At 72.6% G+C, this 11150-nt stretch carries 10 protein-coding genes; 5 read left to right on the top strand and 5 right to left on the bottom strand.

Translation table 11 applies throughout. The features are described from left to right. Nucleotides 1–316: hypothetical protein (locus VK640_15230; protein HTE74530.1), on the bottom strand; the 316-nt coding region annotated here is incomplete at its 3' end. 1 nt (nt 317) lies between these two features. Then, entirely contained in the window at nt 318–1163 is an 846-nt protein-coding gene (locus VK640_15225; protein ID HTE74529.1) for a peptidylprolyl isomerase, read from the bottom strand. A 133-nt stretch (nt 1164–1296) separates the two neighbouring features. Between VK640_15225 and VK640_15220 the strand changes: the two genes are divergently transcribed. The 3 genes from VK640_15220 to aspS are packed head-to-tail and all read left to right on the top strand — an operon-like array spanning nt 1297 to nt 5233. After that, entirely contained in the window at nt 1297–1998 is a 702-nt protein-coding gene (locus VK640_15220) for an MBL fold metallo-hydrolase (protein HTE74528.1), read from the top strand. A 2-nt stretch (nt 1999–2000) separates the two neighbouring features. Beyond that, entirely contained in the window at nt 2001–3374 is a 1374-nt protein-coding gene (gene hisS, locus VK640_15215) for a histidine--tRNA ligase (protein ID HTE74527.1), read from the top strand. Between the two features lie 35 nt (nt 3375–3409). Then, the gene (aspS, locus tag VK640_15210; GenBank protein ID HTE74526.1) at nt 3410–5233 is read left to right on the top strand and encodes an aspartate--tRNA ligase; all 1824 of its coding nucleotides are present in this window, start codon (nt 3410–3412) and stop codon (nt 5231–5233) included. A 37-nt stretch (nt 5234–5270) separates the two neighbouring features. Here aspS and VK640_15205 read toward each other — a convergent pair whose 3' ends face one another. Both VK640_15205 and VK640_15200 read right to left on the bottom strand, forming a co-directional pair. Further along, nucleotides 5271–6047, bottom strand: a complete 777-nt coding sequence (locus VK640_15205) for a GNAT family N-acetyltransferase (GenBank protein ID HTE74525.1) — start codon at nt 6045–6047, stop codon at nt 5271–5273. Continuing rightward, nucleotides 6044–8182: an MMPL family transporter gene (locus tag VK640_15200; GenBank protein HTE74524.1), complete on the bottom strand. Its 2139-nt coding sequence runs from the start codon at nt 8180–8182 to the stop codon at nt 6044–6046. The genes VK640_15205 and VK640_15200 overlap by 4 nt, the downstream gene beginning before the upstream one ends. A 48-nt stretch (nt 8183–8230) precedes the next feature. Between VK640_15200 and VK640_15195 the strand changes: the two genes are divergently transcribed. After that, nucleotides 8231–9571 carry a replication-associated recombination protein A gene (locus VK640_15195; GenBank protein ID HTE74523.1) on the top strand — a complete coding sequence of 447 codons (1341 nt, stop codon included), beginning with the start codon at nt 8231–8233 and terminating at the stop codon, nt 9569–9571. Between the two features lie 53 nt (nt 9572–9624). On the opposite strand, the gene VK640_15190 is transcribed toward VK640_15195, so the two are convergent. Then, nucleotides 9625–10599, bottom strand: coding sequence for a hypothetical protein (locus VK640_15190; GenBank protein HTE74522.1), 975 nt, complete (start codon nt 10597–10599; stop codon nt 9625–9627). A 182-nt stretch (nt 10600–10781) separates the two neighbouring features. Here VK640_15190 and VK640_15185 point away from each other — a divergent pair. Then, nucleotides 10782–11150 (top strand): DUF948 domain-containing protein (locus tag VK640_15185; GenBank protein HTE74521.1); only part of this gene is annotated, 369 nt, incomplete at its 3' end.

Below are 11150 nucleotides of genomic sequence, written 5' to 3'. Positions count from 1 at the left end.
ACAGCTGGTCGGCGACCGGCGGGTCGGCCACCTCCACGACCTCAGGCCCCTCGGGGACTTCGGCGACCTCAGGAGCGTCGGCGACCTCGACGGGATCGACGGGGTCGACGGGGTCGACGGACTCGACGGACTCGACGGACTCGACCGACTCGACGGGCAGCGGCGCTTCGGGCAGCTCGGGCATGTCCGGCAGCATGGGCTGCTCGGCGCCCTCGAGAGCCTCGGGGCCGGGGCCGGGGCCGGGGCCGGGGCCGTCGGGCCGGTCGGGCCGGTCGGGCCGGTCGGGGCGGTCGGGCCGGTCGGGCTGGTCGGTCACGTCAGGCCTTCCCGATGGTCACGCGCTCGATAGTCACCGGCGTGGCAGGCTTCCCGTCCTCGCCGCCGCCCTCGACGCCGGCCTCGGCGACCTTTGTGACCACGTCGAGGCCCTCCGTGATGGTGCCGAAGACCGTGTAGTTCGGCGGCAGGGTGCTGTCCTCGTACACGAGGAAGAACTGGCTGCCGTTCGTCCCCGGTCCGGCATTGGCCATCGCGACGGTGCCGGCCGGGTAGTTGTTCTGGGCGTCGGCGGGGAGGTTCTCCTCGCCGAACTGGTAGCCCGGGCCGCCGGATCCGGTGCCGGTCGGGTCGCCGCACTGCAGTACGGAGAGCCCACCGGTGGTGAGCCGGTGGCAGGAGGTGCCGTCGAAGTACTTCGCCTCGGCGAGGTGCCGGAAGCTGTTCGTCGTGCACGGCGCCTCTGCGGCGGCCATCTCGACGGTGATCGGACCCTGGTCGGTGCTGATGGTTGCCGTGAATGGCTTGGTGTACTTCTCCGGCTTGTCCGCGTCGTAGGCGGGCAGGCCGACGTCCTTCGAGGCCTCACCGGCCTTCGTGTAGGTGCAGCCGGCCCCCTCGGTCTCGCTCGGCGAGCTGCTCGGCGACGGAGACCCGGAGGCCTTCGGGCTGGCCGAGTCCTTGCCCTTGGTGGCCACCGTGTCGTCGTCGTCCCCGCCCGCGACAGCCAGCCACACCACGCCACCGGCGACGAGCAGGACCGCCACCACAACGGCGGCGATCTGCTGCGACTTGCGCCGCCGGAGCGCAGTGTCACGGCGGCGTGCCTGCTGCCGCTCGTAGTGCTCGCGCGCCAGCTGGCGCTCCCGCTTCGCACTGCCGGCCAAGACGTCTCCTCCGTCGATCGCTCCGGTCCGGTCGGACAGTCTAGGTGGGTGGCGCTCATTGGCGACCCGAAAGGCGGTGGCAAGCCGCCGGTAGGCTCCTGTGGACTCCTGCCCGCCCGACCGAGAAGGCATCGTGATCGTCACCGGCTTTCCCGCCGCCGCGTTCGGCACCAACTGCTTCGTCGTGGCTCCCGGCCCCGGCGAGCACGCCGTGGTTGTCGACCCGGGCGTCGAGGTGGAGGAGCAGCTGGAGGAGGTCCTGCGCGAGCACCGGCTGCAGCCGGTGGCGGTCCTCCTGACCCACGGGCACATCGACCACACCTACTCGGTGACCCCGGTGTGCGGCGCCAAGGGGATCCCGGCGTACATCCATCCGGCGGACGACGGGATGCTGGCTGACCCGATGACCGGCATCTCGCCGGAGACTGCGGCGCTCTTCGGTGGCCGTCTGCAGTGGAGCGAGCCCGACGACGTCAGGCCGCTCGACGACGGCGAGGTGCTGCGGCTGGCCGGCCTGGAGATCAGCGTCGACCACGCGCCGGGGCACACCCCCGGGTCGGTCGCCTTCCGGCTGCCCGGCGACGACGTACCGCAGGTGATGCTCTCCGGGGACCTGCTCTTCGCCGGCTCGATCGGGCGCACCGACCTGCCCGGAGGCGACCCCGACGAGATGATGCGCAGCCTGGCGCGCACTGTCCTGCCGCTGGACGACGAGGTCGTCGTGCTGCCCGGGCACGGCCCGCAGACCACGATCGGGCGCGAGCGCGCCACCAACCCGTTCCTGCGCGGTCTCGCCGCGGAGCCGCGGCTGTCGCCGCCGGCCAGGGGGCTGTAGGAATGGCCAGGCCGACGCCGCTGAGCGGCTTCCCGGAGTGGCTGCCGGCGCAGCGCATCGTCGAGCAGCACGTGCTCGACGTGCTGCGTGAGGTCTTCGAGCTGCACGGCTTCGCGTCGGTCGAGACGCGGGCCGTCGAGCCGCTGGACCAGCTGCTGCGCAAGGGCGAGACCGACAAGGAGGTCTATGTCCTGCGCCGCCTGCAGGCCGATCCCGAGGACCAGGCGGTGCCGGCCGGGGGAGACCTGTTGGGCTCGACCCTGGGGCTGCACTTCGACCTCACCGTGCCGCTGGCGCGCTACGTGCTCGAGAACGCCGGACACCTCGAGTTCCCCTTCCGCCGCTACCAGCTGCAGAAGGCGTGGCGCGGCGAGCGGCCGCAGGAGGGGCGCTACCGCGAGTTCACCCAGGCCGACATCGACGTGATCGGCAAGGACACGCTGTCCTTCCACCACGAGGTGGAGATCGCCCAGGTGATCGCCGAGGCGTTCGCCCGGCTGCCGCTGCCGCCCGTGCGCCTGCAGGTCAACAGCCGCAAGCTGATCGAGGGCTACTACCTCGGCGCCGGCGTCGCCCCCGAGCAGGTCGGCGACGTCATGCGCGTCGTCGACAAGATCGACAAGGTCAGCGCCGACACCGTCGTGGCGATGCTCACCGACGATGTCGGGCTGAGCACCGAGCAGGCTCGCGCCTGCGTCGCTCTCACCGAGGTGACGGCCGACGGCGACGAGCTGGCCGGCAAGGTGAAGGCGCTCGGCGTGCAGCACCCGCTGCTCGACGAGGGCGTGGACGAGCTGGCCCGGGTGCTGATGGGCGCAGCGAGGCTGCGCTCCGACAGGTTCTCCGTCGTCGCCGACCTGCGCATCGCGCGCGGGCTCGACTACTACACCGGCACCGTCTACGAGACGCGGATGCAGGGCTTCGAGCACGTCGGTTCGATCTGCTCCGGGGGTCGCTACGACGCGCTGGCCAGCGACGGGCGAACGACGTACCCGGGTGTCGGCATCTCGCTCGGCGTGACCCGGGCAGTCGGGCCGCTGCTCAGCCGCGGGCTCCTGACCGCGTCGCGCTCGACGCCGACCTGCGTGCTGGTCGCGCTGCCCGACGAGGAGTCACGCGCGTCGCTCCAGCAGATCGCGACGGCGCTGCGGTCGCGAGGTGTCGCAACCGAGATGTCGCCGACGGCGGCCAAGTACGGCAAGCAGATCCGCTACGCCGAGCGTCGTGGGATCCCGTACGTCTGGTTCCCCCAGGACGAGGGCACTCACCAGGTGCGGGACATCCGCTCCGGCGACCAGGTCGACGCCGATCCGCGGGCCTGGGTCCCGCCGGAGGCGGACCTGCGCCCGTCCGTGTCCGGCTCCGCCGATCTCTGACCGACCGACAGCTCGACCGATGTGAAGGACTTCCCTTGATCCGCACCCGCACCGCCGGCTCGCTGCGCGCGTCGCACGCCGGCCAGACCGTGACCCTCGCCGGCTGGGTCGCCCGTCGCCGCGACCACGGCGGTGTCGCGTTCATCGACCTGCGCGACGCGAGCGGGTTCGTCCAGGTGGTCATCCGCGACGAGGCGGTGGCGGCCGGCCTGCGCAGCGAGTACTGCCTGCGGATCGAGGGCGAGGTCAGCCGGCGCCCCGAGGGCAACGCCAACCCCAACCTGCCGACGGGTGAGGTCGAGGTCGTCGCCAAGGACGTCGAGGTGCTCAGCGAGTCGGCGCCCCTGCCGTTCCAGATAGACGAGCACGTCGAGGTCGGCGAGGAGGTGCGGCTCAAGCACCGCTACCTCGACCTGCGGCGGCCGGCGCCAGCGGCGGCCCTGCGGCTTCGCAGCAAGGTCAACCAGGCCGCCCGCGAGGTGCTGCACGACCGCGAGTTCGTCGAGGTCGAGACTCCGACGCTGACCCGGTCGACGCCCGAGGGCGCTCGCGACTTCCTGGTGCCCGCACGACTGCAGCCGGGCAGCTGGTACGCCCTGCCGCAGTCGCCGCAGCTGTTCAAGCAGCTGCTCATGGTCGCCGGCATGGAGCGCTACTTCCAGATCGCCCGCTGTTACCGCGACGAGGACTTCCGGGCCGACCGGCAGCCGGAGTTCACCCAGCTCGACATCGAGATGAGCTTCGTCGACGAGGACGACGTGCTCGAGCTCGGTGAGGCGGTGCTCTCGGCGCTGTGGCGGCTCATCGGCCACGACATCCCGATGCCGATGCCGCGGATGACCTATGCCGAGGCGATGGCACGCTTCGGGTCGGACAAGCCCGACCTGCGGTTCGGGCAGGAGCTCGTTGACTGCACGCAGTACTTCGCGCGCACGCCGTTCCGGGTGTTCCAGGCGCCGTACGTCGGCGCTGTCGTGATGCCCGGCGGCGGCTCGCAGTCCCGCAAGGAGCTCGACGGCTGGCAGGACTGGGCGAAGGCGCGTGGTGCTCGCGGCCTGGCGTACGTCCTCGTCGGTGCGGACGGCGAGCTCACCGGCCCGGTGGCCAAGAACATCTCCGACGAGGAAAAGGCCGGCCTGGCCGCGCACGCCGGTGCGGCACCCGGTGACGCGGTCTTCTTCGGCGCCGGCGAGCCGGCTGCCAGCCGGGCGCTGCTCGGCGCGGCGCGGGTCGAGGTGGGCCGGCGCTGCGGACTGGTCGACGAGTCCGCCTGGTCGTTCCTCTGGGTCGTCGACGCACCGATGTTCGAGCCCAGCTCCGCCGCGCGGGCCAGCGGCGACGTGGCCGTCGGCGCCGGGGCCTGGACCGCCGTGCACCACGCGTTCACCTCGCCGAAGCCGGACTGGGTCGACCGCTTCGACGAGGACCCGGAGCACGCACTGGCCTACGCCTACGACGCCGTCTGCAACGGCAACGAGATCGGCGGTGGGTCGATCCGTATCCACCGCAGGGACGTGCAGGAGCGGGTGTTCGCCGTCATGGGCCTGACCGAGGCGGAGGCGCAGGAGAAGTTCGGCTTCCTGCTCGACGCGTTCGCCTACGGCGCCCCGCCGCACGGCGGCATCGCCTTCGGCTGGGACCGCATCTGCGCGCTGCTCGCCGGGTCGGAGTCGATCCGCGACGTCATCGCGTTCCCCAAGAGCGGCGGCGGCTACGACCCGCTCACCGCTGCGCCGGCGCCGATCACGCCGGAGCAGCGCAAGGACGCCGGCATCGACGCCGTGCCCGCGAAGGATGCGGCGCAGACGTCGACGCCGGAGAGCAAGCCGGGCGAGCCGCCGAGCCCGTCGCGCTCCTGACCCGTCCCCGCAGCACTCCGTCGACCGGCGGTGGACGTCAGTCGCTCACCCCGGCGGGGTCGCCGCGGCGCAGCCGGCCGCTGGTGAAGCGGTGCACCACCTGGTAGCCCAGGCGGAGGTACAGCCGCCGCGCCACGTCGTTGTCGCTGTACATCCCGAGCGTCACCCGCGGCCTGCGCTCCTCGAGCAGGCGCCGGGTCACCCACGCGGTGACCGCGCCGCCGAGGCCGCGGCCGCGCTGGTCGCTGCGGGTGGCGACCGACGCGAGGAACGGCACCCCGGTCCAGAACTCGGTGTGCGCGGCTACCGCCACCAGCTCGCCCGAGCCGTCTCGCACGCCGCACCACCGACGTGCGTGGTCCTGGCCCGGCTCGGCGTCGTGGCGGCCGCTGTGCGTGCGCAGCAGCTCGGTGATGTCGTCGTGGTCGGGCTCGCCGAGCCACCGGACCCGGTCCTCGCCGGGCTGGACCGGCGGGAGGGTGGTCGTGGCGAGCCACTCCCAGTCGTTCGCCGGTTCGAGGCGCAGGTGGGTGGGCAGCAGCGGGACGACGTCCCGCGACAGGGACGCGGAGCCCACGGCGACCTCGCCGTCCTCGAGAAGTACGTCGCCCAGGAGCGCGACGGCGGCCGACGGGTCGCCCAAGCAGGTCAGGTGGCCGCTGCCAGGCCACCGGGGCGAGCGCACCAGCCAGCCGACCGCGCCGTCGTCACCCGCCCACAGCGCGGCCGCCGAGTCGTCGACCTGCGCGACGTACGCGTCGTGCGGTGCGAGCGCGTGCAGCTCCGCAGCGGACGCCAGCCGGCGTGCGGTCACCGCGTCACCTCGACCGGGTCAGTCGCCGGCTGCCGGACCGGCGGCGGCTCGACGTGCTCGCGCAAGCCGATCCGGTCGTGGACCCGGCGCAGCCAGGGCGGCGCCCACCAGTTCTTGTCGCCGAGCAGGGTCATGGTGGCGGGGACCAGCAGGCAACGGACCAGGGTGGCGTCGACGGCGACCGCCGTGGCGAGGGCCAGGCCCATCTGCTTGATGCCGAGCAGCTTGCCGCTGGTGAAGCCGAGGAACACGATCAGCACCAGCAGCGCCGCCGAGGTGATGATGCGGCCGCTGCGCTGCAGCCCGACGGCCACGGCGTCGTCGTTGGACAGCCCCGAGTCGTAGAGCTCCTTGACCCTCGACAGCAGGAAGACCTCGTAGTCCATCGAGAGCCCGAACGCGAACGCGAACACGACCACCGGCACCCACGTCTCCAGCGCACCGGTCGGCGTGAAGTCGAGCACACCGGACAGGTGACCGTCCTGGAACACCCAGACCAGCACGCCGAAGGTCGCGCCCAGGGACAGCGTGTTCATGACGAGGGCCTTGACCGGCACCAGCACCGAGCCGGTCATCAGGAAGAGCAGCACGAAGGTGCCGACGACGAGGATGGTCAGTGCCCAGGGCAGCCCCTCGAGGACCAGCGCCTTGAAGTCGACCAGGATCGCGGCCGGCCCGGTCACCCAGGTCTCGAAGTCGGGCCGGTCGGTTCGCAGCTCGTCCACCAGGTCCTGCGCCTGGTGGCCCTGGGTCTCGCCCTGGGGGGTGATCTCGACCATCGACCAGCCCTGCTGCCGGTCCTCGGCCGGGGCGACCCGCGCCACCTCCGGCAGGTCGGCGACCGTGTCGGCCCAGGTCTGCAGCTCGGCTGCAGGCACCCGGGCGAGTACCAGGACCGGGTCGGTGGCCTCGGTGGGGAAGGCCGCGGCGACCGCCTCGACGTACCGCCGCGCCTCGAAGTCCTCGGGGAGCAGGTCGGCGCCGCCGTTCTGGAACTCCACCCGCAGGAACGGCGTGCCGAGCGCGAGCAGCAACCCCGACAGCAGCAGCGTGACCAGCAGCGCGTGGCGCTGGGTCCGGCGAGCCATCCGGGAGAAGAAGCCGTCGTCGGACACCCGCGTCGTCGGCACCCGGATCCGGCGGTGGAAGGCGCCGATCAGCGCCGGCACCAGGGTCAGGCCGACCAGCAGGGCGACGACCACGACCGTCACGCCGGCTGCGCCGAGCGCCCGGAAGATGGACAGCTCGAAGACGAAGAGGCCGGTCAGCGCGGTCGCGACGGTCAGGGCGCTGAACGAGATGGTGCGGCCGGCCGTGGACAGCGCGACGGCGACCGCGTCCTCGGGCCCGCGGCCGAGCCCGCGTTCCTCCCGGTAGCGCTGCACGATCAGCAACGCGTAGTCGATCGACAGGCCCAGCCCCATGACCGTGGTCACTGAGGGCACCGACGGGTCCAGGTCCATCAGGTAGGAGACGCCGAGCAGGGCGGCCAGCCCGCCGGCGATCGAGCACAGCGCCCCGAGGAGGGGGACGCCGGCCGCGACGAAGCCGCCGAACAGCAGGACCATCACCGCGAGCGTGATCGGTAGCGCGACCAGCTCGCCGCGCTCGGTGTCACGCTGCGACTGCTCCGCGCTCTCGCGCTGGAGCAGCTCGTTGCCGCCGAGCAGGACCTCGCCGGGCAGGTCGTCGCCGAGCTGGCGCAGCCGGTTCGTCGTGGCGTCGACGGCCTCGTCGAGCGGGGCACCCTCGAGGCCCCTCGTCAGGTCGACCACGACGAGCGCCTTCGTGCCGTCGGGGCTGACCAGCCCGGCTTCGGCCCGCGCCGTCAGCGGGTCGACCGCCCGGGCCACCCCCTCGGTGATCCGGAGGTCGGCGAGCGCGGCGGACAGCGCCTGCTGGCCGTCCGCGTCTGTCGGGCGGTCGACCAGGGCGCTGATCCGCGAACCGAACTCGGCCGACAACTCGAGGTGGTCATAGCCGGCGAAGGACTCGATCGACGAGCCGGAGTAGTCCGTGTCGAGCCGCGGGAAGACCTGCACACCGGCCGTGATCCCGCCCACGAAGGCGACCAGCCAGGCGAGCAGCACCAGGCGCCGGTGGCGAAAGCAGGAACGGCCGAGTCGGGCGAGCACCCGCCCATTGTCGCTGGCGCGTCGGCGCGGGCGGATAGCGTCGGGCCCGTGGACCTGTTCGAGTCGGCCGCCGAGGACCGGCCGGACCGCGACGCCGGCAAGCCGCTCGCCGTCCGGATGCGGCCGCGCACCCTCGACGAGGTCGTCGGCCAGGACCATCTGCTCGTGCCCGGCTCGCCGCTGCGGCGGCTGGTGGCCGGCGACGGCGGGGTGGCCGGGCCCGCGTCGGTGATCCTCTGGGGACCGCCCGGCACCGGCAAGACCACGCTGGCCTACCTCGTGTCGTCGGCGACCGGTCGCGCGTTCACCGAGCTGTCGGCGGTCAACGCGGGGGTGAAGGAGGTCCGTGCGGTCGTCGAGGCGGCCCGCCGGGACAGCGCGATGTCCGGCCGCGAGACGGTGCTCTTCATCGACGAGGTGCACCGCTTCTCCAAGACCCAGCAGGACGCGCTGCTCCCGGCCGTCGAGAACCGCTGGGTCACGCTGATCGCCGCGACGACCGAGAACCCGCACTTCTCGGTGGTGTCGCCGCTCCTGTCCCGATCGCTGCTCCTCACCCTCGCGCCGTTGGACGACGCCGGGGTCGAGGAGGTCGTACGTCGCGCGGTCGCTGACCCGCGCGGCCTCGACGGGGCGCTGGACGTGTCCGACGAGGCGATGGCCCACCTGCTCCGGGTGGCCGGTGGGGACGCGCGCCGTGCCCTGACCGCGCTGGAGGCCGGTGCCGGAGCGGCGCTGGCGACCGGTTCGCCGACCCTCGACGTCGAGACGCTGGAGACGGCGGTCGACCGGGCGGCTCTGCGCTACGACCGGGACGGCGACCAGCACTACGACGTCATCTCGGCGTTCATCAAGTCGGTCCGCGGGTCCGACGTCGACGCGGCGCTGCACTACCTGGCGAGGATGGTGGAGGCGGGGGAGGACCCGCGGTTCATCGCCCGGCGGCTGGTGATCCTGGCCTCGGAGGACATCGGGCTGGCCGACCCGACCTCCCTGCTGGCCGCCGTGGCCGCGGCCGAAGCCGTCGCCCTGATCGGGATGCCCGAGGCGCGGATCAACCTGGCCCAGGCAGTCATCCACCTCACCCTCGCCCCGAAGAGCAACGCCGTGGTGGTCGCCGTCGACAGCGCCATCAGCGACGTACGCGCCGGGCTGGCCGGACCGGTCCCGCCCCACCTGCGGGACGCGCACTACCGGGGGGCGACGACGATCGGGCACGGGAAGGGCTACGTCTACCCGCACGACGAGCCCGGCGGGGTGGCCGGGCAACAGTACCCGCCCGACGTGGTGCTGCCGCGGACCTACTACCGCCCCACCCGGCACGGCGCCGAGGCGCGGCTGGCCGACCTGTGGGACAAGCTGCGCGCCCTCGTCCGCGGCGGCACCTGACCGATCACACTGGTGCGTTTCAGGGGTGAAATGTCCGTTCGGGCCCCCGGAACTCACCAGTCGACGGGGATGGACTGTGGCCGCCAGGGTCGCGCCGGCGCCCAGCCCCAGGAGCGCATGCCGCGCTGCGTGTGCTCGAGCGCCCGACGGCGCCCCTGGTGGACTCGTGCCACGGTCTGCGCCCGATAGCGGGTCACGTCGAGGGAGGTTGCCCGGATGACGACGAGACCGAGATCCTCGAAGTTCTCCTCGCGGGTGTTGTCGAAGGTGTGCGCTTGCAGCTCCCGGTGGATGCTTCCGTCGTACTCGCCCAGGAGCCCGATCTCGACGTCCAACAGATCGGCCATCCCGACCACGGTGCCGCGGTCATCGACGACGTCGGGGTTGCACTGCGGCACGGGAAGACCGGCCTCCATCACCCACATGTATCTCAGACGCGACTCGCCGGTGGATCGTGCTGACGGGTCGACGAGGGGTGCCATCCGGCGCACGACGCGGACACCGCGAAGCCGCCCTTGGCTCCGGGCGTACTCGGTGACGGCTCCCGGGTCGACGTCGAGCCATCGGGCCATCACGTCCCCGAGGACCAGCGCGTCCTCCGGGCCGTGCCAGCGCATCAGGTCGAAGGTCGTCCGGACGTCCCCGCTCACCCGAACGCCCCGGACCTCCACGACGTCGTCGGGAGTGAACCGGCTGCGGACGAACCGCACACCGTCGCGAGGCGCCACATGCTGGTCGTAGGTCGGCACGCCGATGAGGACCGGCTCCAGCTGGCGGCCGCTGCGGCCACGTCCGTCGAGCTCGTCGGCTCCCAGCAGTCGCCCTGCCGACCACCCGACGAAGGCGCCGTCGGCAGGTACCAGCTCGGCCGCATCGAGGATCCGCTGGAGCACGGGGTCTCCGGCGTTGCCGGCCGGGACATGGATGCCGTGGAAGGGGGAGCGCCAGCCCGGGCCGCGCAGCTCGTCGGCGGTGACCTCCACATCGAGCAGGTCCGCCGTCCGCAGGCTTCGTCGCGTGCCATCCACCGCGAACGACGATGGGCGGCGGCAAGGCCCGCTGACGAGGCCTCGGACGGCAGCTGTGGACAGGTGGCCGAGGTCGGCGCGCTGTGGACGCACACACTGGTGGGTTTCCGGGGCGGGAGCTCACATTTCGCCCCGGGAACTCACCGGTCGGGGTCGTCGAGGGCCGCGATAGGGTCGGCGCCATGTCTGTGGGAGACGTCGCGGGTCTGATCGCGGCCATCGCGTTCGTGCTGCTGGTCGGCGCCCTGGCGGTCCCGCTGCTCAAGCTCGGCGGCGTCCTCGACGAGACCCGGTCGATGATCAAGGGGGTCTCCGACGAGACCGTCCCGCTGCTGTCCGAGGTGACCACGACGGTCACCACGACCAACGCCCAGCTGGTCCGGGTCGACGCCATCACCAGCAACGTCCAGGCGGCGACCACCAACGTCAGCGCCATGACCGCGCTGTTCGCCGCCACTTTCGGCGGCCCGGTCGTCAAGGTCGCCGCGTTCACCTACGGGGTGCGCAGCGCGATGGCCGACCGGCCGGGCACCCGGACCCGTCGCAAGGTT

It is taken from the genome of Actinomycetes bacterium (assembly GCA_035489715.1).
Lineage (GTDB): Bacteria > Actinomycetota > Actinomycetes > JACCUZ01 > JACCUZ01 > DATHAP01.
Note: the sequence above shows the minus strand (reverse complement) of the source record. Positions and strands in the feature narration are given on the sequence as shown.